Source organism: Pedococcus sp. P5_B7, from assembly GCF_054049895.1.
Genome location: NZ_JBFULM010000003.1, coordinates 93,963 through 119,889 on the forward strand (window position 1 = coordinate 93,963; position 25,927 = coordinate 119,889).

The window sequence follows — 25,927 nt, forward strand, 5'->3', positions numbered from 1 at the left end:
GCGTCAGTCTCCTCTCGATGCCGCCGGCGTCACCGCGATCTCTGCCGCCGCCGTCGTCGCCGCACGCGGCAGCGTCGGTATGCCGAGTCGCACCCGCACCGCCGCGCCGGCACACCCGATCACGACCAGTCCTCCGACGACCGTGGTCCAGGTCAGCGCCTCGCCCAACAGCAGTGCGGCCCACGAGATGGAGAGCACCGGCTGGACGAGCTGGACCTGGCTCACGTGGGCCATCGGGCCGATCGCGAGTCCGTGGTACCAGGCGAAGAATCCGAAGAACATGCTGACGACCCCGAGGTAGGCGAAGGCCGCCCACTGCACGGCCGTCGCCGAGGGTGCCTCGTGCGCAACGGAGAGGCTGGCCAGGAGGACCATCAGCGGCGCGCAGAGGACGAGCGCCCACGACACGGTCTGCCAGGCGCCGAGCTCGCGGGCGAGCAGCCCGCCCTCCGCGTAGCCGATGGCAGCGGCCACCACCGCCCCGAAGAGCAGCAGGTCCGACCAGCGCAGCTGGCCCAGGCCTCCCCACTGGGCCGACGCGAAAACCATCGCGGCGAGCGCCCCCACCCCCGCGATGACCCAGAACGACACGGGCGGCCGCTCGTGCCCGCGCAGCACGGCCATGGTGGCGGTGGCCGCCGGCAACAGGGCGATCACGACGGCGCCATGGCTCGCGGGAACGGTGGTCAGCGCATACGACGTCAGCAACGGGAAGCCGATGACGACCCCGGCACCCACGATCGCGAGCCGCGCCCACTGCCGGCCACGCGGCATACGTTGGCGGGTGGCGGCGAGCGCAGCGGCGGCGAGGACGGCAGCGACGACGGCGCGACCGGAGCCGATGAAGAGCGGCGACAGACCGCCGACCGCCACGCGCGTGAAGGGCACGGTGAAGGAGAAGGCTGCTACTCCGACCAGGCCCCACCAGAGGCCGGCCGAGGCGCCCGCGGGTAGCACACGGGGGGGAGAGAGAGTAGCGCTACTATGCTGCGTCATGACCGACGATAGCAGTTCGCGGATCGCGGCGTCACTCCGCGACTGGATCGCGGACGCTTCGCCGGGCGCCCGGCTGCCCTCCACCCGTGCCCTCGTGGCGCGGCACCAGGCCAGCCCGGTCACCGTCCAGCGGGCGCTGCGCGAGCTGACCACGCAGGGGCTGGTCGAGAGCCGGCCCGGGGTGGGGACCTTCGTGCGAGCCGTCCGGACGGCTCGACCCTCCGACTACGGCTGGCAGACCGCGGCCCTGCGAGCGCCCCAGTCGCGAACCCCGGCTGTCTCGACCGCGATGCGCAGCGCGGCCAACGACGTCATCGCCCTGCACTCCGGCTACCCGGATCGCGAGCTCCTGCCCGAGCGGCTGGTGCGCTCGGCCCTCACCCGCGCGGTGCGCGGCGACACGACGCTGTCGAGGCCGCCGGTCGCAGGGCTGCCCGACCTCCAGTCGTGGTTCGCCCGCGAGCTCGGGGCGGCGAGCCCGGTCGGCGTCACGCCTCCCTCGCCGAGCGACGTCATCGTGCTGCCCGGCAGCCAGAGCGGACTGAGCTCGCTCTTCCGCGCGCTCGTCGCCGCCGGACAGCCCGTCCTCATGGAGTCGCCGACCTACTGGGGCGCCATCACCGCCGCCGCCCAGGCCGGCGTGCGGGTCGTGCCGGTGCCGTCGGGGCCCGACGGGCCGGACCCCGACGAGCTGGCGCGAGCCTTCGAGGAGAGCGGTGCCCGCGTCTTCTACGGACAGCCCAACTACGCGAACCCGACCGGCGCACAGTGGTCGGTCGAGCGCGCGGAAGAGGTCCTCGAGGTGGTGCGCGACCACGGGGCGTTCCTCGTCGAGGACGACTGGGCCCACGACTTCGGCATCACCTCGACTCCCAGACCTGTTGCAGCGCAGGATGATTCGGGTCATGTGATCTACCTGCGGTCACTCACCAAGAGCGTCTCCCCGGCCCTCCGAATCGCCGCCGTCATCGCCCGCGGCCCGGCGCGCGAGCGCATCCTCGCCGACCGGGGCGCCGACTCGATGTACGTCAGCGGCCTGCTCCAGGCCGCCTCGCTCGACGTCGTCACCCAGCCCGCCTGGCAGACCCACCTGCGCAGCGTGCGGGAGCAGCTCAGGGCCCGTCGCGACCTGCTGCTCGACAGCCTCCACACCCACGCCCCGCAGGCCCACGTCGAACAGGTGCCGCGGGGTGGTCTCAACCTCTGGGCCCGCCTGCCGGACGGCACCGACCTGGCCGAGCTCGTGACCCGCTGCGAGCGCGCCGGACTGCTCGTCGCGCCGGGCACCGAGTGGTTCCCGGCCGAGCCCGCCGGGCCGTTCCTGCGGCTCAACTACAGCGGCCCCAACCCTAGCGCCTTCCCCGACGCCGCACGGATCCTGGGCGAAGCCCTCTCCCAGGGGGCCGACGATGCGTGAGCCCTCAGGTCAGGCGGAGCGGCGCAGGGCTGCCACGGCGGGCAGGTCGTCGAGCGCCGAGAAGACCGCAGTGTCGCAGACCGTGCAGCAGAACCCACCGGGCAGCTCGTCGACGACCGGCACGAGGATGCGCTCGCCCAGGCACTCGTCGCACCAGGCCTGGACTGCGTGGAGCAGCAGCACGTCCGAGAGGTGGTCCATGCCCCGAGCGTGACACGGGGCACCGACAGGGCGAAAGACCCACGCCGCACGCGCGCGGTGCTAGTCGAACCGGCCGGTGACCACGAACGGAGCGGCGAGATCGGTGTTGTCGACGACCAGGTCGGCCCGCGTCCACGGGGAACGCTGCTCGAAGTAGGTGCGCTGGGCCCCGACATAGCGCTGCATGGAGGGGTCCTCGGGGTCGGGTGAGGTGCCGTCGCGCTCCGCCATCCGCGCGGCCGTCTCCTCGAACGGCACGTCCAGCCAGATCGCGAACTCGAAGCACCCCTCCAGCTCGGCTCGCTGCAGGAACAACCCGTCGACCAGCACCACCGAGCCGGCCGGCGCTCGGGACACCGGACCGGTCAGCACCTCGTCGGTCTCGAGGTCGTGCCCCCGCGGCCGGTACTCGCGCGAGCCACCCGGCCCGAGCGGCTCGAGCACCTCGGCCCGCAGGCGCGGGTAGTCGTAGGAGTCGAGCCAGAAGCCTTCCGGGGAGGTGCGGCCGCGCGCGTAGCGGAGCTCGCGCACCTGGTGCCAGTCGTCGGCGCTGACCCGCACGACCGAGCGACCCCGGGCGGACAGCTCCGCCGCGAGCTCGTCCGCGAAGACCGTCTTGCCCGACCCGTCGACCCCGTCGACCGCCACCCGCACGCAGTCCTCCCCCACCGCGGCGGGCACGGAGTCGGCCACCTGCGCGACCACGGCCGGGCGCACCAGCGGCGGACCTCCCACGCTGACCGACGGCTCGCCGCTCACCCGGGCACCAGCCAGCCGAGCACGGTGACGAGGCCGATCACGGCGCAGGCCACGAACAGGACTCCCAGCGCGAGCGCGATGACCGTCGCCGCGTCGGTGCCGCCGTCACCGGAGTCGTCTCCGGAACCTGGGTGCGCCTGGCCCGCCCGCGCCTGGCCCGCCTGGGTCTGTCCGGCCGCCCCGCCTGATCCCCCCGAGCTGCCCACCTGCTCGGCGCGGCGACGCAGCGCGTCCACCCGCTTGTTGCCCTCGAGCTCGCGCACCGAACGCGGCAGGCTGCTCCACATCTGCGCGAAGTGGTCGCCGTGCCGCTCGCGCCACGCCTCGACCGACTCGTCGACGTCCTTGCCGCGCCGGCTCGTGCCGAACCACGCCGCACCCGCCGCCGGCAGGTCGCGCATCGCGTAGCTGACCTCGCCCAGCAGCTCCAGCGCCTCCGCGTCGTACTCCGCGGCGAGGTGGCCGACCAGCCGCTCGCGCGCCTTCCACTCCCGACCTGCTGCCAGGTCGGCGCGGGCGCGCTGCACGGCGCCACTGGACGGGCTCGCGGGCTGCTCCTGCGGTTCCTCGCTCACCCTCGTGAGTATGCCGCGTGGCCCCCCACCGGCGCCCGGGCACCTCCCGCGCGCCCGCGGCATACCCGATCGCCCTGCTCGTGGTGGTCCGTTTGGTGGGGAATCCCACAAAGGACTTGATTTCGTTACTCGCGAGTAGCACCATGGAAGTTACCGGCCAGTACGGACTGGCGGTGCACGACGAACGCCCGACACAACGACGTTTCAAGACGTGGAGGTGCCCGCGATGGGCCACTACAAGAGCAACCTGCGCGACCTGGAGTTCAACCTCTTCGAGGTCTTCGGCCGCGGTGAGGTGCTGGGTCAGGGCCACTACTCGGAGGTGGACCAGGACACCGCCCGCGAGATGCTCAAGGAGGTGTCCCGCCTCGCCGAGCACGAGCTGGCCGAGTCCTTCTCGGACGCCGACCGCAACCCCCCCGTCTACGACCCCCAGACCTACTCGGTGACCATGCCCGAGTCGTTCAAGAAGAGCTACCAGGCCTACGTCGACTCCGGCTTCTGGAGCGTCGACGTGCCCGCCGAGCTCGACGGCACCGTCGCCCCGCCCAGCCTCAAGTGGGCCATGAACGAGATGGTGCTCGGCGCCAACCCGGCGATCGCGATGTTCGCGGCCTCCTACTCGTTCGCGAACCTGCTCCACATCCTCGGCAACGACGAGCAGAAGAAGCTCGCCCACTGGATCGTGGCGAAGGGCTGGCACTGCACGATGGTGCTGACCGAGCCCGACGCCGGCTCCGATGTGGGCGCGGGTCGCACCAAGGCCACCCAGAACGCCGACGGCACCTGGAACGTCACGGGCGTCAAGCGGTTCATCACCTCCGGTGAGTCCGACCTGACCGACAACGTCATCCACTTCGTGCTGGCCCGCCCCGAGGGTGCCGGTCCGGGCACCAAGGGACTGTCGCTCTTCATCGTCCCCAAGTTCCAGATCGACCTCGAGACCGGCGAGCTCGGTGAGCGCAACGGTGCCAACGTCACCAACCTCGAGCACAAGATGGGCCTCAAGGTCTCCACCACGTGCGAGATCACGTTCGGCGACAAGGCGCCCGCGGTCGGCACCCTGCTCGGCGACACGCACGACGGCATCGCCCAGATGTTCCGCGTCATCGAGCACGCGCGGATGCTGGTGGGCACCAAGGCGATCTCGACCCTGTCGACGGCCTACCTCAACGCGCTCGACTACGCCAAGGAGCGGGTCCAGGGCGCCGACCTGACGCAGCAGACCGACAAGGCCGCGCCCCGCGTCACCATCACGCACCACCCCGACGTGCGTCGTTCGCTGATGACCCAGAAGGCGTATGCCGAGGGCCTGCGCGCGCTGGTGATGTACACAGCGACGCAGCAGGACACCGTCCACCAGGCCTTCCTCGAGTCCGGCTCCGAGGAGATCGCCGCCGACACCCCGGCCGAGATGGCCAACCGGGTCAACGACCTGCTGCTCCCCATCGTCAAGGGCGTCGGCTCCGAGCGCGCCTGGGTGCTGCTCGGCACCGAGTCGCTCCAGACGCTCGGCGGTTCGGGCTTCCTGCAGGAGTACCCGATCGAGCAGTACATCCGCGACGCCAAGATCGACACCCTCTACGAGGGCACGACCGCGATCCAGGGCCTCGACTTCTTCTTCCGCAAGATCATCCGCGACAAGGCCCAGGCCCTCTCGCACGTGGCCATGCAGGTGCAGGAGTTCGCCAAGGACCTCGGTGCCAACGGCGGCCGCCTCGACACCGAGCGCGAGCTGCTCGGCAAGGGTCTCGAGGACGTCCAGGGCATCCTCGGCTACATGGTCGGCGAGCTGATGAAGTCCGACCCGCGGCAGGAGGGTGGCGACGTCACCAACCTCTACAAGGTCGGCCAGAACACCTCCCGCCTTCTGCTGTCCGCCGGCGACCTCGTCATCGGCTGGCTGCTCCTGCGCCAGGCCTCCGTGGCCGCAAAGGCCCTCGAGGGCGACGTCTCCGCGAAGGACCGCGACTTCTACGAGGGCAAGATCGCCGCGGCGTCGTTCTTCGCGCGGAACGTCCTCCCGAAGATCGCGGCGGAGCGCCAGATCGCGGAGTCGACCGACAACGCGCTGATGGACGTGCCCGAGTCCGCGTTCTGACGCGTCACCCACCCCACCACGCGGGTATGCCGGGTGGTCCCGGCACGACCGAAGGGCTGGCTTCCCCTGGAAGCCAGCCCTTCGGCATACCGCGCTCTGCGTCTGGTCAGAGTTGTGGTCCCGCCCTCCCCTCCGGGGACGAGCGCACGTACCTGGTTCGGATCAGCGAGCCAAACGGATGTCCCGCTACCGCGGGCTGATCCGGATGTCCCGCTACCGCGGGCTGATCCGGATGTCCCCCTACCGCGCGCTGATCCGGATGTCCCCCTACCGCGCGCTGATCCGGATGTCCCGCTACCGCGAGAAGCGGATGAAGTCGCTGAACTGCTCGCTGCCGGTGCCGCGGGTGGCGCGGCGGTAGCTGTAGGTGTCGGAGCGCACGTGGTTGTACTCCTCCACCATGAAGCTGCCGTCGCTGTTGACCTTGGCGACGTAGGCGACGTGGCCCCAGGTGCCGCTGCTGCGGACCGCGATGTCACCGACCTTCGGGGTGGAGTAGACCGGGATGCCGGCAGCGCGGGCGGCGTTGTCCCAGTGCTCGGCGTTGCCCCAGTGCTGGCCCTTGTAGGAGTTGGAGAAGGCGACCCCGAGGTTGTGGCGCACCCGCCAGGCGGCGAAGGAGGTGCACTGGCCCTTGTAGAAGTTCCACGGGTCGACGCCCGAGGTGGCACCGCGGTAGGGGTAGTCGTCCTTGATCGCGCCGGTCGGGGCCGGGGTGCTGCCGCCGCACTTCGGGGCGACGAAGCCGTCCCGTCCGGTGTAGACGTAGGCGTCCGAGACGTAGCGGCCGGTGCCGATCTTGTCCCAGATGTTCGAGGTGCCGTAGGTGCCCTTCACGGTCGTGCCGTAGGTCTGGCAGCTGATGGTGACCCTGGTGCCCTTGGCGATCGTCGTCACGGCCTGGTAGCCGGTACCCGGGCCGGAGCGGACCGTGAGGGTGGCACCGCTCGTCCGGATGGTGCCCGTGGCCGCGTCGGCGATGGCCGCGCCGCCGGCGACGACGGAGAGGCCGAGGGCCCCTGCGACGGCCAGACGGACCGGCTTCTGGCTGAGGTTGAGTGTGCGCATTGCGTTCTCCTGCTTCGTGTTTCGGATCCGCCCGTCCCCCTGGTGGAACCGGCTGCTGATGACGAAGGTAGGAACGGGCGGCACCCGCGTCGATGGGGAGGACTACCCGCCAGGGCCGCTCAGGCACGGGTCAGCGCAGGGGAGCTCTCCCCTCGGGTCGACGTGGCCCCCCCGGACATGCGACAGGGCGGGCCGGGTCGTCCCGGCCCGCCCTGGGCGGAGGCAGCGCGTGGCTGCCGTGCTGCGGTGGTGCGTGAGGTCAGACGCGAGGGTCGCGGTCCACCTCGACCTCGTCGACCTGCGTGCCGGTGGCCGGGTCGGTGTGGCTGACCCGGCGGGACGAGTAGCCGCCGCCGGCCACGCCGCGACGGTTCGTCATGACGAGCGACAGCAGGATCGCGAGAACGCCGGCGATCATGCAGATCCAGCCGATCGTCTGGAGGTCGACCCCGCCGACCGAGGACGCGTCGATGGCGAAGGTGAGGATCGCGCCGACGACGATCAGGAAGATGCCGAGTCCGATGTACATGCTTCACTCCTGGGGGATTGCGGGCACTGGTCGCCCGTTGCCTCAACTCTATCGGCCGGAGGGCTCTGACCTGCGGCAACGCGGCGCATTCTTCGCAAACCGGCCTGCGCTGCCGCGACCGTCGGTGGGCCGCGACGGGCCTGCGACGGGCCGGCGACGGGCGTGCGACGGGCGTGCGACGGGCGTGCGACGGGCGTGCGACGGGCCGGCAACGGTTCCGCCGCGCCGGATGACCATCTTTCTGGTCATTATCCTGTGGATCATGCTTGTGCTCGAACACTTGTTCGACTATAGTTGCCTACATGACCGCAGCCCCCTCCCTCCACCCCGGCTCCACGGGGACGGTCGAGGTGCTGCGCGAGATCGACGAGCTGCTCGACCGCCACACCGGCACGAGCTGCTCGACCGCCACACCGGCGGAGACGTGGTCGGGGCCGCGGCCGCCGGCGCCGCCCTGGGGGCGGTGGACCGGGTGATCACCCGGTTGCAGGCGGTGCGGCTGTCCGTGGTGGCCGAGGCCGATCGGGCCGAGGTGGCGTCCGCGTCGGGGATGACCGGCACGGGCGCCTGGCTCGCGGCCCGCACGAGGCGCGAGGGCGGTCAGGCGGCCCGCGACGTGCGCCTCGCGACCGCCCTGGACGACGGCCTCGAGGCCACGCGGGAGGCGCTGGCCGCCGGTGACGTGTCGACGGAGCACGCCCAGGTCATCGCGACCGCCACGGCTCAGCTGCCGCAGGGTCTTGGCGCCGAGGAGCGCACCGCGATCGAGACCGCCCTGGTGCGCCGGGCCAAGCTCGTCGACCCGGGCACCCTGCGACGCGACGGCCGCCGAGCGCTGGCCGCCGTCGAGCGGTCGCAGGCCGAGGTCGACGCCCACGAGGACCGGGTCCTGCGCACGCAGGAGGAAGCGGCGCTGGCCAAGTCGCGCCTGACCTGGCACCAGAACGGCGATGGCACGACGAGCGGCCACTTCACCCTGCCCACGCTCGCCGCGGCGATCCTGGTCAAGACGGTCCAGCAGATCGCCTCGCCGCGACGGTTCGCCCAGCAGGCTGCCAAGGCTGCGAAGGCGGCCGGGGCGACGACCGCGACCGAAGTCGCGGACGCCACCTGGGACGCCTTCCGCGCCGCCGACGGCGACTGGGCCCACCGCTACGGGTCCGCCTTCGTGGAGCTGCTCGAGCACCTGCCCACCGACACCCTCTCGGGCAAGGTCGCGGCGACGGTGGTCGTGACGGTCGACCACGACCAGCTCAAGGCGGCGCTCGGCGCGGCCCACCTCGACACCGGGCACGACCTCTCCGCCAGTGAGGCGCGACGGCTCGCCTGCAACGCCGGCATCGTCCCGGCGGTGCTGGGGGGCAGGTCGGTGCCGCTCGACCTCGGCCGGCAGGAGCGCTTCTTCACCGAGGCACAGCGGGTCGCCCTCGCGACGGTCTACGACACCTGCGCTGCTGAAGGGTGCGACCGGCCCTACGCCTGGTCCGAGCTGCACCACGAGGACCCGTGGGCGAGAGGCGGTCACACCGACCTCGCGCTCGCGGTGCCGTTGTGCGGACACCATCACCGCAGAGCCCACGATCCCCGCTACTGGCACCGCGTCGACACCGGTGCCCAAGGGAAGAAGTCCGTCATCTACGCACTTCGGAGCTAGCTTCCCTCCGCAGCTCGCTGTGCTCTTCAGGTGCCGCGCAGGTCGAGGTCGAGGCGATCGGTCGCGCCCTCGACCAGGACGACCGGGATGCCCCAGTCCTGTTGGTAGAGATGGCAGGCCGCATGCTCGGGCACCTCGCCGGTGACCGGGTCGCCGTCGCACGAGGCTGCCCGCACCGAGATGTGCAGCACCCCGTCCCCGGCTGCGGGGTCGAGGACCAGCGTGCGGGTCAGTCCTTGTGCGCTGCCGGCGCCGTCGCGCAGCAGCCCCTCGGGGGTGGCCGAGACCATCAGCCGGGTCGGGTCGCCGTAGCGGTGGTCGAGCTTCTGCCCGGTCGGCGGGGTGAAGTGGACGGTCAGGGTGAGCGGGCCCGGAGCGACCTCGGTGCGCGGGCGCTGGGTCTGGTGCGCGAGGCCGTCGACGCGCTGCGCCTTGTCGGGCAACGGGATCCGCACGAGCTGGTGGGCCGCGGACTCGACCACGACGAGCTGGCTGCGCTGCGCCTGGCTCTCCTCCCCGAGCTCGCCCCGCTCGCCCCGCTCGCCCCCCTCGCTGGCCTCGTTGACCTCGTTGACCTCGTTGACCTCGATGACCGCGTCCGAGGGTTCGAGCAGGCCGGTGGCGAGCGTGCTCACCTCGGACGTCACGGGGTCGAAACGGCGGATCGCCCCGTTGTAGGTGTCGCTGATGGCGACCGACCCGTCGGGCAGCACGGTGACCCCGAGCGGGTGCTGGAGCAGGGCCTGGTCCGCGGGGCCGTCCCGGTGCCCGAAGTCGAACAGACCCTGGCCCACGTGGGTGGTCACGACGAACCCCTCGTCGGTGACGTCGAGCGATCGCAGCGCCGAGGTCTCGGAGTCGGCGACCCAGAGCCGCGAGCCGTCCTGCGACGCCGCAAGACCCGACGGCTGGGCGAACCACGCCTCGTCCGCGGCCCCGTCGCGAATCCCTTCTGCCGACGTGCCACCCAGCACCGCGACGGTGTTGTCGGCGGGGTCGGTGGCCAGGTGCAGCGCCCACAGCTGGTGGGTGCCCGCCATGGCGATGACCACCCGGTCGATGAACCAGGCGAGGTCCCAGGGTGTGGAGAGGTCCTGCTTGAGGGCCGGGCCGCTGCCCGACCGCTCGCGCAGCTGCCGCCCGGTGCCCGCGAGCAGGGTCCACTCGCCGTCGGCCAGGCGAAGTCCCTTGACCTGGTGGTGCACCGAGTCGGCCACCACCACGTCGTACCCGACCCGCTCGGCCGTGGCCGCGGGCAGCACCAGCACGCCCTGCGGCTCGGCCAGCCCGGCCAGCCCGGCCAGCTCGGCCAGCTCGGCCAGCTCGGCCAGCTCGACGAGATCGTTGCTCGGTCCGCCGAACCGCCGTCGCTCCGTGACCAGGTCCGCGTCGAGCCAGACCAGCTCGTGGTGCGCGGTGTCGGACACGAGGAACGACCCGTCGTCGAGGACCGCCGCCTTGCCGGGGAACCGCAGCGCGGTCTCGGGAGGTTGCGGCGCGGCATACGGGGAGTCGCCACGACGCAGGGTGCCCTGGGCGGTGTGCTCGGCCACGAGCTCCTCGATGAGGACCGAGAGCCCGTGCGCGTGCCCCTCGCCGGACATCGAGGCGACGATGTAGCCCTCGGGGTCGATGACGACGAGGGTCGGCCAGGCCCGGGCGGTGTAGGCCTGCCAGGTGACCAGGTCGGGGTCGTCGAGCACCGGGTGGTGCACCGAGTAGCGCTCGACGGCGGCGGCCAGGGCGTCAGGATCGGCCTCGTGCTCGAACTTGGGCGAGTGCACGCCGATCAGCACGAGCGAGTCGCTGAACTTCTCCTCCAGCGGCCGCAGCTCGTCGAGCACGTGCAGGCAGTTGACGCAGCAGAACGTCCAGAAGTCGAGCACGACGATCCGGCCCCGCAGCTGTTCCAGCGTGAGGGCCTCATCGGCGGTGTTGAGCCAGCCGCGCCCGACCAGCGGTGGAGCCTTGAGGCGATGACGCGCGCGCATGCCCTCCAGCCTAAGAGGCCGCCTCGGAGCCCCCGCGCGGACCCGGGGTCAGCTGAGGTTCCGCTCGTCGACGAGCTCCTGGGCGACGTCGCGCAGCTTGAGGTTGGCATGGGACGAGGCTCTGACCAGGAAGGCGAAGGCGCGGTCCTCGTTCATGGCGTGACGCTCCATCAGGATGCCGATCGCCTCCCCGATGATCTTCCTGGTCTGGATCGCCTCGTTGAGGTTTCGTCGCTCGTGGGCATGTCCCAGCGCGATGGCCGCGTGGCTCGCGAAGAGCCGCGCCAGGGCCTGGGCGTCATGGGTCACCTCGTCGGAGCTGGTGGAGTAGAAGTTCATGCCGCCGAGGGCGCTGTGGTCGAGGTAGAGCTTGACCGCCATCTGCGACCGGACCCCCGCGGCCCGGGCCTGGGGCACGTACCGGGGCCACCGGTCCTCGCGGTGGAGGCTCGACACCGACACCTCCTCGGTGCCCTGCAGGGCCGCCGAACACGGGCCCTCACGCAGGGAGTACTGGATGTCGTCCATCCGCAGGACCAGGTCACCGGTGAAGGCCCGCGTCTCCACCACGCCCTCCTTGGCGAGCGTCGCGATGCCCACCTGGTCGAAGCCGGGGACGGAGTTGCAGGCGACCTCGACGATCGTCTGGAGGGTGTCGTCGAGACCTCGAGGCCGGTTCAGGGTCCGCGCTGCTTCGGCGATCGAGTCGGTGAAGGCAGATGCTGTCTGCATGAGGGCGCTCTCGTGTGCGTTGTGAGGCACACAGAGAGGCGCTCATCACGAGACGCTGCAGACCTGTACAAACCGGCAGTTCAGGACGAACTACGCGGTGACACCTCGACGGTACACCCCGGCAGGGTCAGAGTCGTCGGTCTCGCAGCACCGGGAACTGCTCGCGCCAGGTCGTGATGGCATCGAGGTCGACGTCGACGCTGAGCACCGCTTCGCCCGACCCGGCCATCGCGAGCGCCTCGCCGGTCGCGGAGATGACCTGGGAGTGGCCCCCCATCTCGGTGCCCGCGTGGGTGCCGCCGGTGTTGCAGGCGATGACGACGCACTGGTCCTCGATCGCCCGGGCGTGCGCGAGCAAGGTCCAGTGCCGCACCCGCGCGGCCGGCCACGCAGCGGGCACGATGAAGACGGTGGCGCCGGCGTCGAGCTGGCGACGGTAGAGCTCGGGGAACCGCAGGTCGTAACAGGTCGACAGCCCCGCGCGGTGAGCGCCCGCGTCCCCGGGGAGGTCGACCAGGACGATGTCCTCGCCCGCGTCGAGCAGCTTGGGCTCGCCCGAGCCGAAGCCGAACCGGTGGATCTTCCGGTATGCCGCGACGAGCGCGCCGTCCGGACCGTAGACCAGCGAGGTGTTCCAGAGGCCCCGACCGTCGGAGCCCATTTCGCTTGACTGGGAACCACCTGGCTCTGCTCGTTCGATGATCGAGCCGGCATGGAGCAGGACCCCGGCGTCCCGGGCCGCATCAGACATGGCCGACCCGATCGACCCCTCGATGGGCTGCGCACGGTCCGCCCACTCGCGGTAGGAGAACCCACCCGGCGCCCAGAGCTCGGGCAGCACCACGAGGTCGTGGCCGGCTTGGGCGCGCACCAGCGCGGCGACCCGCTCGACGCGCTCGTCCATCGGCTCGTCGTCGCCGTACGCGACCTGCAGCACCGCGACCCGCATGGTCATGGCTGCCCACCGTCTTTCTCTTTGCGTCGCTCGTCCTGCTTCTTCAGTCGTTGCAAGTGTGCGTTGTAGGCCGCCAGCTCCGCATCCCCGTCGCGGTCGGCCTGCCGGTCCTTCCGCTTGCTCTCTGCGCGGTCGGTGCGCACCCACGCGACGGCGACGAGGAGGGTGAGGATCACGGTCGGGGCCTCCCCGATGCCCCAGGCGATCGCGCCGGCCTCGTGCTGGTTGCCGAGCGGGTCGGTCATCCACGGGAGCCGGACGAGCTCGAAGAAGCCCGGCGCGAGCAGCGTCGAGCTGCCGGTCATGACGACCCCGAAGAACGCGTGGAACGACATCGTCGCAAACAGCACGACGAGCAGCATGAGCGGCGGCCACCTCTTGGGGCCGGGGTCGATGCCGATGAGCACCCAGGTGAACAGGTACCCGGTGAGCAGGAAGTGCACCATCATCAGGACGTGCCCGGTGTGGGTGCGCAGGGCGAGCTCGAACAGCGACGAGTAGTAGAAGATCGCCAGGCTGAAGAAGAAGAGCGCAGCCGCCACCACCGGGTTGGCGAACACCTTGAGCAGCCGCGAGTGGACCACCTGGAGGACGAGCTCGCGCGGGCCCCAGGTCTTGTCGGGGCGGGACGGGAGCGCCCGCAGCGAGAGCAGGATCGGCGCCGCCGGCACGAGCAGGAGCGGCACCAGCATGGCGACGACCATGTGCATCGCCATGTGCATCGAGAAGAGCACCCGACCGTAGACACCCGGCGCCCCGGAGGTCGCGTAGACGAAGACCGCCCAGCCGAGGACCCACACGACGGTGCGGTGCAGCGGCCACGCGTCGCCGCGGCGGCGCAGCGTGAGGACGCCGGCGACGTAGAGCCCCACCGCGACGACCGCGAGGCTGAGCCACAGCCAGTCGGTGGTCCACGTCGTCAGCCACGAGTCACCGGTCAGGGGGCCGGGGTCCGGGTAGCCGGTGAGCGCGAACGCCGGGGAGGGGTCCTCGACCGCGGTGTCCGGCACCGGCGGGGCGCTGCGCGCGAGGGCCACGGCGGTGCCCATCGCGATGCCCATGACCACGAGCTCGGCGACGACGAGCCGCACGAACGCCGTCGACCGGCCGGCCCGCAGACCGGCGAGCAGCGAGCGGCGGTGGCGCCACCCGGCATACCCGAGGAGCAGGAGGGCCGCCGTCTTGACCAGGAGCAGCACGCCGTAACGGGTGCCGAGGTCGCTGACCGGGCCGATCCGGATCAGCGCGCTCTGCAGGCCCGACAGGGCCACCGCCCCGAAGCACCAGCCGGCCAGCGTCGAGTACCGCGACGCGGTGGCCGCGACGTCGTCACCGAGGAGGGGCCGCAGCAGGGCGAGCGCCAGCAGGCCGCCGACCCAGACGGTCACCCCGACGAGGTGCACCGCGAGCGCGTTGACGGCGGTGCCGTGGTCGGTGGCGCCCGCCGCGTGACCGGCGAGGGCGAGGGGCAGGACGCCCAGGACGGCGAGCAGGGACAGCCAGGCCATCGTGGCGCGGCTGTTCGCGACGAGCGCCCCGAGCGAGATCACGGCCGCGACCCCGGCTGTGATGAGGGCCACCCGGGTCGGCTCGTAGCTCCACGCGAACGTGGTGAACTGCTGCCCGAAGGCCGGGTCGGTGAGCGGGATGCCGATCGAGGCCGCCATCGTCAGGGCCGCGCCCGCGGCGCCCGCGAGCGCCCACAGGCCCGCGGCGATCCCGGCCAGGCGGGTGGCGATGAGGCGGCGGTTCGTGCGGGTCGTCTCCGGCACGAGGTATGCCGCGTGGACCAGCAGCCCGATCGTCACCGCCGCAGCCACGTCGTGGACCACTCGCGCGTAGAGGACGCCCCAGCGGACGAACGCCCCGGGGTCGGCGACGACCGGTGCGGTCGCTGCCTCGCCGATGACCGCGGCGAGCGGCAGGGCGAGCAGCGCCGCGACGGCCAGGGCGGTGAGCGGGACGCGGGCCGGCGCCGGAGCCTGGTCCGTCGTCGCCACCGGAGCCGCGACAGGGGTGGTCATGGAGACAGCCTAGGTAGCGCTCGCACCTCGTAGGGTGGGGGCATGCCCCTCCACCCGGCAGCACCCGAAGACCTGGCCGGACTCGTCGCCGCCTACCAGCAGACCACCCAGGCGGTGGTCGACCTCGGGCACTCCTGCTCGGACGCCGACTTCGACCGGCCCACCGCCTGCCCGGGGTGGACGGTCAAGGACCAGATCTCGCACGTCGTCGGCCTGGAGTCGTGGCTGCACAGCGGTGCCAACCCGCGGGTCGAGCTGCCCGACTACGACCACCTCCACAACGCCGAGGGGAAGTTCCTCGAGCGGGCCGTGGAGATCCGGCGGCCGATGGTCGGGGCGAAGGTGGTCGCCGAGCTGGAGACCATTGCGGCCCAACGGGTCGAACAGTTCACCGCGCCCGAGGTCACCCTCGACACCGTCGTGCGGGGCGCCTGGGGGCCGGCCCCGTTGAGCGAGAGCCTGCCCACCCGGATCCTCGACATCTGGACGCACGAGCAGGACATCCGCCAGGCGCTCGGTCGTCCCGGCGACCTGGACTCCGGTGGCGCCGTCGTCTTCATGCACCTGCTCTTCGCCGCGCTGCCCAAGCTCATCGCGCGCCAGGCGCAGATCCCGCCGGGCAACGTCGTCATCATCGAGAGCACCGGCCCCGTGCTCGGTCGGGCCGGCGTGTGGGTGGAGTCGCACGACGACGGCAAGCCCCGCGGCATACCGCTGTTCTCGGGCATCGCCCACGACGGCGACCCGGACGACGTCTTCACGACCATCACGCTCTCGACCGATGCGCTGACGCGGCGCGCGGCCGGGCGCGGCAGCGTCGACGACATCCACTTCACCGTGCAGGGCGACGAGGCCGTCGCCCGCCAGGTGCTGGAGAACCTCGTCTTCGTCCCCTGAGAACTGCCAGCTCCCCGAGACGCTTGTTTGCTGCACACAACCATTTCGTGATACTTGTATGTCGCAAGCAACTTTACTGAGCAACCAACTTTCTGAGCAATGAGCAACAAATTTCTGAGCAAACTGAGGCGTCTGCCGCCTCCGACACTTCCTAGGTCCTCTCATGTCGCAGCACCACCTCGACCGCGAGACGGCTGAACGCGTCAGCGTCGGCCTGATCCGGTTGATGAAGCTCCTGCAGGCCATGCGCCAGCACGCACCACGGATCCACCCGGCGGTCGACGCCACCGCGTACCCGATCCTGTTCAACCTCGCCGCCGAGCCGCGCCGCGTCTCGGTCCTCGCCGAGGTCGTGCACTCCGACGTCTCCACCGTGAGCCGTCAGGTGAGCACCCTCGAGGGGCACGGCCTCGTCGACAAGGTGAGCGACCCCGCCGACGGACGCGCGCAGGTCGTGCAGCTCAGCGAGGAGGGGACCCGCCTCCTCGCCGACATCACGCAGCAGCGGACCGAGTGGTTCCGCGAGCTGATGGGTGACTGGACCCCCGAGGAGGCCAGCGACTTCGCCGGCCACCTCGAGCGGTTCGGCGCCGACCTCGAACGCGAGCGGGTGCAGCTCCTCGCTCGCCGCCCCAGCCCCAGCCTCAACCCCAGCCCCAGCCCCAGCCCCAGCACTCCCAGCCCTTCTCTTTCAACTCGCACCTCGGAGAACTGACATGGCCGCCGCCGCCCCCGCCCGTCCCGACGGGCCCCTGACCCACCGACAGATCATCACGATCCTCGTCGGACTGATGATGGGCATGTTCCTCGCCGCCCTCGACCAGACCATCGTGGCCACGGCCATCCGCACCATCGCCGACGACCTCAAGGGCCTCGACGAGCAGGCCTGGGCCACCACCGCCTACCTGATCACCTCGACGATCGTCACGCCGCTGTACGGCAAGCTGTCCGACATCTACGGCCGCAAGAAGTTCTTCTCGGCCGCGATCACGATCTTCGTCGTCGGGTCCGTGCTGTGCACGCTCTCCCAGTCGATGCTGCAGCTGGCGTTCTACCGCGCCGTCCAGGGCCTTGGCGCCGGCGGGCTCTTCTCGCTCGCGCTCGCCATCATCGGCGACATCGTCCCGCCGCGCGAGCGGGCCAAGTACCAGGGCTACTTCCTGGCCGTCTTCGGCACCTCGAGCGTGCTCGGCCCGGTCATCGGCGGGTTCTTCGCCGGTCAGGACAGCATCCTCGGCGTCGACGGCTGGCGCTGGGTGTTCCTCGTGAACGTGCCGATCGGCATCGCGGCCCTATTCGTCGTCTCCCGCACCCTGCACCTGCAGCACACCCGTCTCGACCACCGCATCGACTGGTGGGGCGCGGCCACGCTGACCCTCGGCCTGGTGCCGCTGCTGCTCGTCGCCGAGCAGGGCCGGGACTGGGGCTGGGACTCCGGCCGCTCGATCGCCTGCTACATCGTCGGCCTGGTCGGCGTCGTCGCGTTCCTGCTCGTCGAGCGTGCCATGAAGGACGAGGCGCTGCTGCCGCTCACGCTCTTCCAGGAGCGGACCGTCGCGGTCGCCTCCGGCGCCTCGGTGCTGATCGGCATGGCCATGTTCGGTGGCCTCGCCTCGCTGCCGCTGTACCTCCAGATCGTCAAGGGCGCGTCGCCGACCAAGGCCGGCCTGCTCCTGCTCCCCCTGACGCTGGGCATCATGGCCGGCTCGATCGTCTCCGGCCAGATCATCAGCCGGACCGGGCGCTACCGCCGGTTCCCGATCATCGGGTCGGCCCTGCTCGCGATCGCGCTGTTCGTCTTCCACTTCATCAAGGCGGACACCCCGCTGTGGCAGACCAGCATCGTCATGGTCGCGTTCGGGCTCGGGTTGGGCTTCAACTTCCAGCCCCTCACCCTCGCCGTCCAGAACGCCGTGTCCCCGCGCCTGATCGGCGTCGCCACGTCGTCGGCGACGTTCACCCGGCAGATCGGTGGCACGCTCGGCACCGCGGTCTTCCTGTCGATCCTGTTCTCCACCGTGCCCGACAAGATCCAGTCGGCGCTCAAGGCCTCGGCCGGCACCAAGGACTTCCAGGCCGCGCTGGCCGACCCGGCCAACGCCGAGTTCGCCCAGGGCCTGTCCTCCGCGGCGGGTCAGGCCGGCGGCACCGCTGGTGGGGTCCTCAAGGACAGCTCGTTCCTCAACGACCTCGACCCGAGGCTGGCCAAGCCGTTCCTCCAGGGCTTCTCGGACTCGATGGACCTGGTCTTCCTCGTCGGCTCCGGCGTGATGGTGATCGGCTTCCTCGTGATGCTGCTGCTCCCGCACGTCGAGCTGCGTGGCGGCTCGGCGTACAACGAGCGCGGCGCCGCCGACAAGGCCGACGCCGACAAGGCTGACGCGGACAAGTCCGACACGGACGCGGCTGCCGCGGCACCGCCCGCGATCGGCCACTAGGGGTCGCACGACCCAGGCGAGGTATGCCGCGGGCTCACGTCCGCGGCATACCTCGCTGTCGTCCTCGGGCGGCCGCAGGGCCAGCAGGGGTCGGGGTCTTCCCTGAACCTCCCCTGAATCTCCACCGAACCTCCACGGACTCGCCCCGGTCGACCGCTCCTGCGCGGCTACTGTGGCTCGCGTGGAAGCCGTTCAACTGGGGGCCGGGCAAGCCGGGGCCGGGCACGTCGGGGCCGTGGTGCGCACCCAGCGCCTCACCAAGGACTACGGTCCGGTGCTGGCGCTGGACTCCCTCGACCTCGAGATCGGTCCGGGGATCACCGGACTGGTGGGCGCCAACGGGGCCGGCAAGTCGACCCTGCTCAAGATCCTGCTCGGCCTGGTCCCCGCGACCGCTGGGCAGGCGCAGGTGCTCGGGCACGACATCGCGACGCAGGGGTCGGCCATCCGCGCGGCCGTGGGATACCTCCCGGAGCACGACTGCCTGCCGCCCGACGTGAGCGCGAGCGACTTCGTCGTGCACCTGGCGATGATGTCGGGGCTGCCCAAGGTCGCCGCCCGGGAGCGGGCCGCCGAGGTGCTCCGGCACGTCGGGCTCGCCGAGGAGCGCTACCGGCCGATGGGCGGCTACTCGACCGGCATGAAGCAGAAGGCCAAGCTCGCCCAGGCCCTGGCCCACGACCCGCGGCTGGTGCTGCTCGACGAACCGACCAACGGCCTCGACCCCGCCGCCCGCGACGAGATGCTCGGCCTGGTCCAGCGGATCGGGCACGACTTCGGGATCGCGGTCATCGTCACCTCGCACCTGCTCGGCGAGCTCGAGCGGGTGAGCGACCACGTCGTCGTCCTCGACGGTGGCCACCTGCTGCGGGCCTCGCGCACCGACGAGTTCCTCGACGCCACCGGGGTCCTGCTGGTCGAGGTGCTCGGCGACGACGCGACCGCCCGGATGGCCCAGGCACTAGCCGCGGCCGGGGTGGCGACGGTCCCCCGCGGAGCCCTCCTGACCGTCGACGCCACGGCCGGCCAGACCGACGGGCACGAGGCGCGGGAGGTGCACGACCTGATCCGTGACACCGCCAGCGACCTCGGGGTGGGACTGGTCCGCCTGCAGGTCGACCACCGTCGCATCGAGGACGTGTTCGCCGATGACTGAGCTCTCGCCTGGTCGCTCCTCGGATCCTTCCTCCGATCCGTCCACTGATCCGTCCTCTGCCACCCCCGAGGGCCGCAGCGTCATCCACGACCTCGGCTACCGCCCGTACACCGGTCCTCGGCTCGGCTCCGCGGCGATCGCGCGGGCCCTGCTGGTCACCGGGTTCCGCAACGCGTTCGGGCTCGGTCGCTCGGGCCGGTCGAAGGTGCTGCCGTTCATCCTGCTCGCCCTCAACATCCTGCCGGCCGTCATCATCGGCGGCGTGATGGTGCTGGTGGGCCTCAAGGAGCTGCCGATCGGCTACGCGCAGTACGCCTCGACGACCCAGGTGCTGCTGGGCATCTTCGTCGCCTCGCAGGCACCGGTGCTCTTCTCACGCGACCTTCGGCACGGCACCATCTCGCTCTACCTCGCCCGCCCCCTGCCGTCCGCCACCTACGCGATCGCCCGCTGGGGAGCCCTCTTGGGCGCGACCCTGGTCTTCCTGTTGTCCCCCCTCGTGATCCTGTATGCCGTGGCCCTGCTGGGTGAGCTCGACGTCTCCGACCAGAGCCATGATGCGGCCGTGGGCGCCGGGTTGGCCGTGCTGCTGGCGCTGTCGCTGGCCGGGGTGTCCGGGCTGATCGCCTCGTGGTCGACCCGGCGCGGGTTCGCCGTCGTGGCCACGATCGCGCTCCTGTTGTTGGGCAACGGGATCGTGACGGCGATCCAGGGCATCTCCGGCGAGGAGCACCACCCTCGGGTGGGCGAGGTCGCGGGGCTGTTCTCGCCCTACTCGCTCTACCGCGGGCTGATGGCGATGTGGGCCGACGGCGACATCGCCACGCCACCGACGGGTGTGCCGATGCAGGCTGCCTACGTCGTCGTCTTCGTCGGCCTGTCCGCCGCCTGCCTCGGCGGCCTGGTCTGGCGCTACCGGCGGGTGGCCACGGCATGAGTGAGATCAGGATCGACCAGGCCTCCCGGTGGTACGGCAACGTCGTCGCCGTCAACGGCATCTCGATGACGGTGCGCCCGGGCGTGACCGGACTGCTCGGACCGAACGGCGCAGGCAAGACCACGCTGATCGCCCTGATGTCTGGTTTCCTCGCCCCGTCGGCCGGCTCGGTGACCCTCGACGGCACGCCGATCTGGCGGCACACCGACGCCTACCGCACCATCGGCCTGGTGCCCGAGCGCGAGCTGAGCTTCGGCTACCTCACCGGCCGCGAGTTCGTGCAGGCCAACGCCGAGCTGCACGGGCTCGCCGACCCCGGCGCCGCGACCGAACGGGCCCTCGGCGTGGTCGAGATGACCGAGCCCGCGGCCCGCCGGGTCGGCACCTACTCCAAGGGCATGCGGCAGCGCGTGAAGCTCGCCTCCGCGCTGGTGCACGACCCGGCCGTGCTCCTGCTCGACGAGCCGTTCAACGGCGTCGACCCCCGCCAGCGGCTGCACCTGATGACCCTGCTCCGACGGATGGGGTCGGAGGGTCGCACGGTGCTCTTCAGCTCGCACATCCTCGAAGAGGTCGAGCAGGTGGCCCGGCAGATCGAGGTCGTCGTGTCCGGGCGGCACGCGGCATCGGGTGACTTCGGCCAGATCCGCCGGCTGATGACGGACCGCCCGGTGCAGTACGTCGTGGTCGGTGACGACGACCGTGGCCTGGCCAGCGCCCTGATCGCCGAGGCCTCGGTGGTCGCGGTCTCGCTGCGCCCGAAGGGCGGGGTGGACGTGTCCGTCTCCGACTTCGGCGCGTTCACGGTGCGGCTGCCGCAGGTGGCCCGGCAGCACGGCATCCGGATCCTCGAGCTGACGCCGACGGACGAGTCGCTCGAGAGCGTCTTCGCCTACCTGGTGGGGGGCTGACCGGTGAACCCCACGATCCTGCGGCTCTCCCGCCAGGCCCTCCTCGGCCGCCGTCGCGGTCTGGTGCTGGTCATCATCCCCGCGGTGCTGCTGGCCCTGGCCGTCATCGTCGCGGCGCTGACCGACGACGCCGTCGGCTACGACGCCGTGCTCACCCTGGGCTACACCCTCGCGCTGCCCCTCGTCGCACTCCTCGCCGCCACCGCGGTGCTCGGCCCCGAGGTCGACGACGGGTCGATCGTCTACCTGATCTCCAAACCGGTGAGCCGGCACGTCATCGCGCTCAGCAAGTTCGCGGTCGCGTGGGCTGCCACGGTCGCGCTCGGAGGGCTGCCGCTCCTGGTCGCCGGGCTGGTCCTCGACAGCGGGGACGCTCGCCAGGCGGTGGCGTGGGGAGTCGCCGGCGTGGTGGCCGGCACGGCCTACACCGCGTTGTTCATCGCGCTGGCCGCCTTCACGCGGCACGCCGTCGTCATCGGGCTGCTCTTCGCACTGCTGTGGGAGGGGCTGCTCGGCTCGGTGCTCGGCGGGATCAAGTGGGTCTCGATCGGGGCGTGGGGTCGCGGGGTCGCCCAGGAGATCAGCCCGCAGCTGACCGGGCCCGGCACCGGGCTGACCTACGCCCTGGTGGCCGCGGCCGTCCTCACCGTCGCCGCACTCTGGTTCACCGGCGACCGGCTGCGCTCGTTCACCCTGCGCGGCGACGAGTAGGCCAGGAAGGCCCGCACCGGTTCCGGTGCGGGCCTTCCTGGCTGCGAAACTCTCTGCTCAGCCCCAGACCAGGCCGCGCGCCGGGTCGGCCAGGATCGCGCCCACGTCGGCGATGAACTTGCTGCCGAGCTCGCCGTCGACCAACCGGTGGTCGAACGACAGCGCGAGCTGGGTGACCCACCGCGGCTCGATCGCCTCGGTGCCGTCGGCGGCGGTGACCACCCACGGCTGACGACGGATCGCGCCAAACGCGAGGATCGCCGCCTCACCCGGGTTGATGATCGGGGTGCCGGTGTCGACGCCGAACACGCCCACGTTGGTGATCGTGATCGTGCCGCCGGACATCTCCGCCGGCTGGGTGCGACCCTCGCGGGCCGTGGCGGTCAGCGCGCCGATGGCCTCGGCCAGCTGCCGCATCGACATCTGGTCGGCGTCCTTGATGTTCGGGACGATCAGGCCACGCGGGGTGGCGGCGGCGATGCCGAGGTTCAGGTAGTGCTTGACCACGATCTCCTGGGCGGCCTCGTCCCACGTCGCGTTGATCTCCGGGTGGCGACGGATCGCGACGGCCATCGCCTTGGCCAGCACCAGCAGCGGCGTGACCTTGACGTCCTTGAACTCGCGGTCCTTCTTGAGCCGCTCGACGAGCTCCATCGTCGCCGTGGCGTCGATGGTGACCCACTCGGTGACGTGCGGCGCCGTGAACGCGCTGCCGACCATCGCCTGTGCGGTCATCTTGCGGACACCCTTGATCGGGATGCGAGTCTCGCGCTCGCCACCCCGGGTGAACACCGGTGCCACGTTTGCCGCCTGGCTGGGAGCCGCGCCACCGTCCGGGGCGACCGGGGAGACGCCGGTGGCGGCGTTGCTCCCAGCGGTGGCACCGCTTGCGTGGGCGTCGACGTCGGCGCGGCTGATGATGCCGCCTTCGCCCGACCCGGCGACGGTGGCCAGGTCGATGCCGAGGTCCTTGGCGTACTTGCGGACCGGCGGCTTGGCCAGCGCGCGGGCACCACCCTCGCGGGCGACGGTCACGCTCGCTCCACCCGACAAGGGTGCGCTTGACCCCGAAACGGTTGTCGGGTGAGGCGCCCCTTTATCGGGTGACCCGATAAAGGGGGTATCAACTGGCTGCGACTTGCGCGGACGCCGCTTGGCCTCGGTCTGCTTGACGCCGTAGCCGACCAGGACGGCGGTGCGACCGGTCGACGTGGTGCCGCCGATCTTGCCCTCCTCGATCTCCTCCTCGTCCGACGCCGCAGCGGCCGCAGCCGCCATCTTCGGGGCGGGCGAGCCCTCGATGCCGGGCTCGACGGCGCCGGCTGCGGGAGCGTCCTGCACGGGGGCAGCGCCACCCGCGGTGTCGACGGAGATGATCGGCGTGCCGACCTCGACCGTGTCGCCCTCGGAGACGTGCAGCGCCGTGACGGTGCCGGCGAACGGCACCGGCAGCTCGACGAGCGACTTCGCGGTCTCGATCTCGACGATGATGTCATTGACCTTGACCGTGTCGCCGACCTTGACGTTCCAGGTGACGATCTCGGCCTCGGTCAGGCCCTCACCGGGGTCCGGAAGCTTGAACTCTTTGACTGCCATGGGTTTTCGCGCCCCTCTCAGAAGGCCAGCGAGCGGTCGACGGCGTCGAGCACCCTGTCGAGGTCGGGGAGGAACTCCTCCTCCAGCTTGCTCGGCGGGTAGGGCAGGTTGTACCCGCCGACCCGGAGCACGGGCGCCTCGAGGTGGTAGAAGCAGCGCTGCTGGAGGGCGGCCGCGATCTCCGCGCCCATGCCGAGGAACGTGGAGGCCTCGTGGACGATGACGGCCCGACCGGTCTTCTCGACCGACGCGGCGACCGTGTCGAGGTCGAGCGGGCTGAGCGAGCGCAGGTCGATGACCTCGAGGTCCTTGCCCTCGGCGGCAGCGGCCTCGGCGGCCTGCAGGCAGGTCTTGACCATGGGGCCGTAGGCGACCAGCGTCGCGGCGGTGCCCTCGCGGCATACCTGCGCCTTGAGCAGCTCGCGCGGGGCGGCGGACTCGTCGACCTCGCCCTTGTCCCAGTAGCGACGCTTGGGTTCGTAGAAGAGCACCGGGTCGTCGGACTCGATGGCCTGCTGGATCATCCAGTAGGCGTCCTCGGCGTTGGAGCAGCAGACGACCTTGAGGCCCGCGGTGTGCGCGAAGTAGGCCTCGTTGGACTCGGAGTGGTGCTCGACCGCGCCGATGCCACCGCCCACGGGGATGCGGATGACCATCGGCAGCTTGATCTTGCCGAGCGAGCGGGCCCGCATCTTGGCGACCTGGCTGACGATGTGGTCGAACGCGGGGTAGATGAACCCGTCGAACTGGATCTCGACGACGGGACGGTAACCGCGCAGCGCCATGCCGATCGCGGTGCCCACGATGCCGGCCTCCGCGAGCGGGGTGTCGATGACGCGGTCCTCGCCGAAGTCCTTCTGGAGGCCGTCGGTGACGCGGAAGACGCCACCGAGCTTGCCGATGTCCTCACCCATCAGGACGACCTTCGGGTCGCGCTCCATGGCGGCGCGCAAGCCGTTGTTGATGCCCTTGGCAATCGTCATGGTGCCCATCAGTGGCTCCCCTCGCCCTCGAAGCCGGCGTGGTAGGCGGCGAACTCCCTGCGCTCCGCCTCGACGACCGGGTGCTCCTCGACGTAGATGTGGTCGAACATCGAGTCGGGCGTCGGGTCGGGCATCGACAGGCAGCCCTCGCGGACCTCGGTGGCCAGCGCGTCGGCCTCGGCCTCGATCGCGTCGAAGAAGGCCTGGTCGGTCTTCTGGGTGTGGACCAGGTAGGACTTCAGCCGCTCGATCGGGTCGCGGTGCTTCCACACCTCGACCTCGGCCGAGACGCGGTACTTGGTGGGGTCGTCCGAGGTGGTGTGGGCGCCCATCCGGTAGGTGTAGGCCTCGATGAAGGTCGGGCCGTTGCCGGAGCGGGCCGCGTTGAGCGCCTGCTGGGTCACGGCGTAGACAGCCAGGACGTCGTTGCCGTCGACCCGCACGCCGGGGAAGCCGAAGCCGCGGGCGCGCTGGTAGAGCGGGATGCGGGTCTGCCGCTCGTTGGGCTCGGAGATGGCCCATTGGTTGTTCTGGCAGAAGAACACCACCGGGGCGTTGTTGACCGCCGCGTAGACGAACGACTCGTTGACGTCGCCCTGGGCGGTGGCGCCGTCACCGAAGTAGGCGATCACGGCGGCGTCGCGCGCGTCGTCGCCAGTGCCCACGTCGCCGTCGCGCTGGATGCCCATCGCGTAGCCCGTCGCGTGCAGCGTCTGGGCGCCGATGACGATCGTGTAGAGGTGGAAGTTCTTCTCGTTCGGGTCCCAGCCACCGTGGTTGACGCCACGGAACAGGCCGAGCAAGTTGAGCGGGTTGACCCCGCGGCACCAGGCGACGCCGTGCTCGCGGTAGGTCGGGAAGGCGTAGTCCTGCGGGCGCATCGCGCGACCGGAGCCGACCTGCGCCGCCTCCTGGCCGAGCAGGCTGGCCCAGATGCCGAGCTCACCCTGGCGCTGGAGCGCGGTGGCCTCGGCGTCGACGCGGCGGATCAGCACGAGGTCGCGGTAGAAGCCGCGCAGGTCCTCGTCGGTGAGGTCCTTGACGTACTCGTCGTACTCGGTGTTCTCGACGCGCTGCCCCTCCGGGGTCAGCAGCTGGACCATCTCGGGTCCGCCGTCACCGACCTCCGGGACCGGGGCGGTCAGCTCGGCGAGCACCTCGTCCTCATGCTCGACGCTCGTGGCGCCGGCGACTGCGTTGTCGCTCACTGGAACTCCTTCTTCACCCGGGCGGGGTCTCCGCCGTCGTGGGCGGCTGGTGTGGGGCGCGCTTGTGGCTGCGCTCACAGGGGGCCTT

The 25,927-nt window shown here is 71.2% G+C and carries 25 protein-coding genes; 12 read left to right on the forward strand and 13 right to left on the reverse strand.

Annotation, left to right across the window (positions count from 1 at the left end):
* Positions 1 to 3: 3 nt before the first annotated feature.
* A complete protein-coding gene (locus ACXJKD_RS09510; protein ID WP_457254272.1) occupies positions 4 to 996 on the reverse strand; it encodes a DMT family transporter in 993 nt (330 codons plus the stop codon).
* On the opposite strand from ACXJKD_RS09510, the gene ACXJKD_RS09515 reads away from it, so the two are divergent.
* A complete protein-coding gene (locus ACXJKD_RS09515; protein ID WP_457254273.1) occupies positions 995 to 2,413 on the forward strand; it encodes an aminotransferase-like domain-containing protein in 1,419 nt (472 codons plus the stop codon). The genes ACXJKD_RS09510 and ACXJKD_RS09515 overlap by 2 nt on opposite strands.
* A 9-nt stretch (positions 2,414 to 2,422) precedes the next feature.
* Here the strand turns inward: ACXJKD_RS09515 and ACXJKD_RS09520 are convergent, their stop codons facing one another.
* From ACXJKD_RS09520 to ACXJKD_RS09530, 3 genes are read right to left on the reverse strand one after another with little or no spacing between them, the layout of a single operon-like run.
* Positions 2,423 to 2,614, reverse strand: coding sequence for a hypothetical protein (locus ACXJKD_RS09520; RefSeq protein WP_457254275.1), 192 nt, complete (start codon positions 2,612 to 2,614; stop codon positions 2,423 to 2,425).
* A 60-nt stretch (positions 2,615 to 2,674) separates the two neighbouring features.
* Positions 2,675 to 3,373, reverse strand: a complete 699-nt coding sequence (locus ACXJKD_RS09525; protein ID WP_457254276.1) for a uridine kinase — start codon at positions 3,371 to 3,373, stop codon at positions 2,675 to 2,677.
* Positions 3,370 to 3,948, reverse strand: coding sequence for a DUF6584 family protein (locus ACXJKD_RS09530; RefSeq protein ID WP_457254277.1), 579 nt, complete (start codon positions 3,946 to 3,948; stop codon positions 3,370 to 3,372). Before ACXJKD_RS09530 ends, ACXJKD_RS09525 begins: the two co-directional genes overlap by 4 nt.
* 226 nt (positions 3,949 to 4,174) lie before the next feature.
* Between ACXJKD_RS09530 and ACXJKD_RS09535 the strand changes: the two genes are divergently transcribed.
* Together ACXJKD_RS09535 and ACXJKD_RS09540 are read left to right on the forward strand one after the other, a co-directional pair.
* The gene (locus tag ACXJKD_RS09535) at positions 4,175 to 6,049 is read left to right on the forward strand and encodes an acyl-CoA dehydrogenase (RefSeq protein ID WP_457254278.1); all 1,875 of its coding nucleotides are present in this window, start codon (positions 4,175 to 4,177) and stop codon (positions 6,047 to 6,049) included.
* Between the two features lie 178 nt (positions 6,050 to 6,227).
* The gene (locus tag ACXJKD_RS09540; protein WP_457254279.1) at positions 6,228 to 6,410 is read left to right on the forward strand and encodes a hypothetical protein; all 183 of its coding nucleotides are present in this window, start codon (positions 6,228 to 6,230) and stop codon (positions 6,408 to 6,410) included.
* Here the strand turns inward: ACXJKD_RS09540 and ACXJKD_RS09545 are convergent.
* Together ACXJKD_RS09545 and ACXJKD_RS09550 are read right to left on the reverse strand one after the other, a co-directional pair.
* On the reverse strand, positions 6,344 to 7,117 hold the full coding sequence (locus ACXJKD_RS09545) for a CHAP domain-containing protein (protein ID WP_457254280.1): 774 nt from the start codon (positions 7,115 to 7,117) through the stop codon (positions 6,344 to 6,346). The two genes, ACXJKD_RS09540 and ACXJKD_RS09545, sit on opposite strands and share 67 nt — an antisense overlap.
* 259 nt (positions 7,118 to 7,376) lie before the next feature.
* On the reverse strand, positions 7,377 to 7,646 hold the full coding sequence (locus ACXJKD_RS09550; RefSeq protein ID WP_457254281.1) for a DUF6458 family protein: 270 nt from the start codon (positions 7,644 to 7,646) through the stop codon (positions 7,377 to 7,379).
* Positions 7,647 to 7,948: 302 nt separating this feature from the next.
* Between ACXJKD_RS09550 and ACXJKD_RS09555 the strand changes: the two genes are divergently transcribed.
* Together ACXJKD_RS09555 and ACXJKD_RS09560 are read left to right on the forward strand one after the other, a co-directional pair.
* The gene (locus ACXJKD_RS09555; protein ID WP_457254282.1) at positions 7,949 to 8,122 is read left to right on the forward strand and encodes a hypothetical protein; all 174 of its coding nucleotides are present in this window, start codon (positions 7,949 to 7,951) and stop codon (positions 8,120 to 8,122) included.
* The gene (locus tag ACXJKD_RS09560; protein WP_457254283.1) at positions 8,110 to 9,300 is read left to right on the forward strand and encodes a DUF222 domain-containing protein; all 1,191 of its coding nucleotides are present in this window, start codon (positions 8,110 to 8,112) and stop codon (positions 9,298 to 9,300) included. Before ACXJKD_RS09555 ends, ACXJKD_RS09560 begins: the two co-directional genes overlap by 13 nt.
* 26 nt (positions 9,301 to 9,326) lie before the next feature.
* On the opposite strand, the gene ACXJKD_RS09565 is transcribed toward ACXJKD_RS09560, so the two are convergent.
* The 4 genes from ACXJKD_RS09565 to ACXJKD_RS09580 form a co-directional block, all read right to left on the reverse strand.
* Positions 9,327 to 11,291 carry a thioredoxin-like domain-containing protein gene (locus ACXJKD_RS09565; RefSeq protein ID WP_457254284.1) on the reverse strand — a complete coding sequence of 655 codons (1,965 nt, stop codon included), beginning with the start codon at positions 11,289 to 11,291 and terminating at the stop codon, positions 9,327 to 9,329.
* A 48-nt stretch (positions 11,292 to 11,339) separates the two neighbouring features.
* Positions 11,340 to 12,023, reverse strand: coding sequence for an ANTAR domain-containing protein (locus tag ACXJKD_RS09570; protein ID WP_457254285.1), 684 nt, complete (start codon positions 12,021 to 12,023; stop codon positions 11,340 to 11,342).
* A gap of 127 nt (positions 12,024 to 12,150) precedes the next feature.
* Positions 12,151 to 12,978, reverse strand: coding sequence for a carbon-nitrogen family hydrolase (locus ACXJKD_RS09575; RefSeq protein ID WP_457254286.1), 828 nt, complete (start codon positions 12,976 to 12,978; stop codon positions 12,151 to 12,153).
* Entirely contained in the window at positions 12,975 to 15,002 is a 2,028-nt protein-coding gene (locus ACXJKD_RS09580; RefSeq protein WP_457254287.1) for a cytochrome c oxidase assembly protein, read from the reverse strand. Before ACXJKD_RS09580 ends, ACXJKD_RS09575 begins: the two co-directional genes overlap by 4 nt.
* A 42-nt stretch (positions 15,003 to 15,044) precedes the next feature.
* On the opposite strand from ACXJKD_RS09580, the gene ACXJKD_RS09585 reads away from it, so the two are divergent.
* From ACXJKD_RS09585 to ACXJKD_RS09615, 7 genes are all read left to right on the forward strand, one after another.
* Positions 15,045 to 15,899, forward strand: coding sequence for a maleylpyruvate isomerase family mycothiol-dependent enzyme (locus ACXJKD_RS09585; protein ID WP_457254288.1), 855 nt, complete (start codon positions 15,045 to 15,047; stop codon positions 15,897 to 15,899).
* A 163-nt stretch (positions 15,900 to 16,062) separates the two neighbouring features.
* A complete protein-coding gene (locus tag ACXJKD_RS09590; protein WP_457254289.1) occupies positions 16,063 to 16,614 on the forward strand; it encodes a MarR family winged helix-turn-helix transcriptional regulator in 552 nt (183 codons plus the stop codon).
* A 1-nt stretch (position 16,615) separates the two neighbouring features.
* Complete coding sequence (locus tag ACXJKD_RS09595) at positions 16,616 to 18,337, forward strand: MDR family MFS transporter (protein ID WP_457254290.1); 1,722 nt, start codon at positions 16,616 to 16,618, stop codon at positions 18,335 to 18,337.
* A 181-nt stretch (positions 18,338 to 18,518) separates the two neighbouring features.
* Positions 18,519 to 19,493, forward strand: a complete 975-nt coding sequence (locus ACXJKD_RS09600) for an ABC transporter ATP-binding protein (RefSeq protein WP_457254291.1) — start codon at positions 18,519 to 18,521, stop codon at positions 19,491 to 19,493.
* Positions 19,486 to 20,430 (forward strand): hypothetical protein, encoded by a 945-nt coding sequence (locus ACXJKD_RS09605; RefSeq protein ID WP_457254292.1) that lies wholly within the window; start codon positions 19,486 to 19,488, stop codon positions 20,428 to 20,430. The genes ACXJKD_RS09600 and ACXJKD_RS09605 overlap by 8 nt, the downstream gene beginning before the upstream one ends.
* The gene (locus ACXJKD_RS09610; RefSeq protein ID WP_457254293.1) at positions 20,427 to 21,341 is read left to right on the forward strand and encodes an ABC transporter ATP-binding protein; all 915 of its coding nucleotides are present in this window, start codon (positions 20,427 to 20,429) and stop codon (positions 21,339 to 21,341) included. Before ACXJKD_RS09605 ends, ACXJKD_RS09610 begins: the two co-directional genes overlap by 4 nt.
* A 3-nt stretch (positions 21,342 to 21,344) precedes the next feature.
* Entirely contained in the window at positions 21,345 to 22,052 is a 708-nt protein-coding gene (locus ACXJKD_RS09615; protein ID WP_457254294.1) for an ABC transporter permease subunit, read from the forward strand.
* A gap of 57 nt (positions 22,053 to 22,109) precedes the next feature.
* Here the strand turns inward: ACXJKD_RS09615 and ACXJKD_RS09620 are convergent, their stop codons facing one another.
* Genes ACXJKD_RS09620 through pdhA form a run of 3 tightly spaced genes read right to left on the reverse strand, consistent with a single transcriptional unit; the run spans position 22,110 to position 25,839 of the window.
* Positions 22,110 to 23,648 carry a dihydrolipoamide acetyltransferase family protein gene (locus tag ACXJKD_RS09620; protein ID WP_457254295.1) on the reverse strand — a complete coding sequence of 513 codons (1,539 nt, stop codon included), beginning with the start codon at positions 23,646 to 23,648 and terminating at the stop codon, positions 22,110 to 22,112.
* Between the two features lie 17 nt (positions 23,649 to 23,665).
* A complete protein-coding gene (locus ACXJKD_RS09625; protein WP_056921883.1) occupies positions 23,666 to 24,640 on the reverse strand; it encodes an alpha-ketoacid dehydrogenase subunit beta in 975 nt (324 codons plus the stop codon).
* On the reverse strand, positions 24,640 to 25,839 hold the full coding sequence (gene pdhA / locus ACXJKD_RS09630) for a pyruvate dehydrogenase (acetyl-transferring) E1 component subunit alpha (protein WP_457254296.1): 1,200 nt from the start codon (positions 25,837 to 25,839) through the stop codon (positions 24,640 to 24,642). Before pdhA ends, ACXJKD_RS09625 begins: the two co-directional genes overlap by 1 nt.
* Positions 25,840 to 25,927 lie beyond the last annotated feature (88 nt).

What these genes read in the sequence shown, in the direction of transcription:
- ACXJKD_RS09515 (WP_457254273.1), top strand. Translation starts at nt 995, where the DNA reads ATGACCGACGATAGCAGTTCGCGGATCGCGGCGTCACTCCGCGACTGG.
- ACXJKD_RS09510 (WP_457254272.1), bottom strand. Translation starts at nt 996, where the DNA reads ATGACGCAGCATAGTAGCGCTACTCTCTCTCCCCCCCGTGTGCTACCC.
- ACXJKD_RS09520 (WP_457254275.1), bottom strand. Translation starts at nt 2,614, where the DNA reads ATGGACCACCTCTCGGACGTGCTGCTGCTCCACGCAGTCCAGGCCTGG.
- ACXJKD_RS09535 (WP_457254278.1), top strand. Translation starts at nt 4,175, where the DNA reads ATGGGCCACTACAAGAGCAACCTGCGCGACCTGGAGTTCAACCTCTTC.
- ACXJKD_RS09540 (WP_457254279.1), top strand. Translation starts at nt 6,228, where the DNA reads ATGTCCCGCTACCGCGGGCTGATCCGGATGTCCCGCTACCGCGGGCTG.
- ACXJKD_RS09545 (WP_457254280.1), bottom strand. Translation starts at nt 7,117, where the DNA reads ATGCGCACACTCAACCTCAGCCAGAAGCCGGTCCGTCTGGCCGTCGCA.
- ACXJKD_RS09550 (WP_457254281.1), bottom strand. Translation starts at nt 7,646, where the DNA reads ATGTACATCGGACTCGGCATCTTCCTGATCGTCGTCGGCGCGATCCTC.
- ACXJKD_RS09555 (WP_457254282.1), top strand. Translation starts at nt 7,949, where the DNA reads ATGACCGCAGCCCCCTCCCTCCACCCCGGCTCCACGGGGACGGTCGAG.
- ACXJKD_RS09565 (WP_457254284.1), bottom strand. Translation starts at nt 11,291, where the DNA reads ATGCGCGCGCGTCATCGCCTCAAGGCTCCACCGCTGGTCGGGCGCGGC.
- ACXJKD_RS09570 (WP_457254285.1), bottom strand. Translation starts at nt 12,023, where the DNA reads ATGCAGACAGCATCTGCCTTCACCGACTCGATCGCCGAAGCAGCGCGG.
- ACXJKD_RS09575 (WP_457254286.1), bottom strand. Translation starts at nt 12,978, where the DNA reads ATGACCATGCGGGTCGCGGTGCTGCAGGTCGCGTACGGCGACGACGAG.
- ACXJKD_RS09580 (WP_457254287.1), bottom strand. Translation starts at nt 15,002, where the DNA reads ATGACCACCCCTGTCGCGGCTCCGGTGGCGACGACGGACCAGGCTCCG.
- ACXJKD_RS09585 (WP_457254288.1), top strand. Translation starts at nt 15,045, where the DNA reads ATGCCCCTCCACCCGGCAGCACCCGAAGACCTGGCCGGACTCGTCGCC.
- ACXJKD_RS09590 (WP_457254289.1), top strand. Translation starts at nt 16,063, where the DNA reads ATGTCGCAGCACCACCTCGACCGCGAGACGGCTGAACGCGTCAGCGTC.
- ACXJKD_RS09595 (WP_457254290.1), top strand. Translation starts at nt 16,616, where the DNA reads ATGGCCGCCGCCGCCCCCGCCCGTCCCGACGGGCCCCTGACCCACCGA.
- ACXJKD_RS09605 (WP_457254292.1), top strand. Translation starts at nt 19,486, where the DNA reads ATGACTGAGCTCTCGCCTGGTCGCTCCTCGGATCCTTCCTCCGATCCG.
- ACXJKD_RS09610 (WP_457254293.1), top strand. Translation starts at nt 20,427, where the DNA reads ATGAGTGAGATCAGGATCGACCAGGCCTCCCGGTGGTACGGCAACGTC.
- ACXJKD_RS09620 (WP_457254295.1), bottom strand. Translation starts at nt 23,648, where the DNA reads ATGGCAGTCAAAGAGTTCAAGCTTCCGGACCCCGGTGAGGGCCTGACC.
- ACXJKD_RS09625 (WP_056921883.1), bottom strand. Translation starts at nt 24,640, where the DNA reads ATGGGCACCATGACGATTGCCAAGGGCATCAACAACGGCTTGCGCGCC.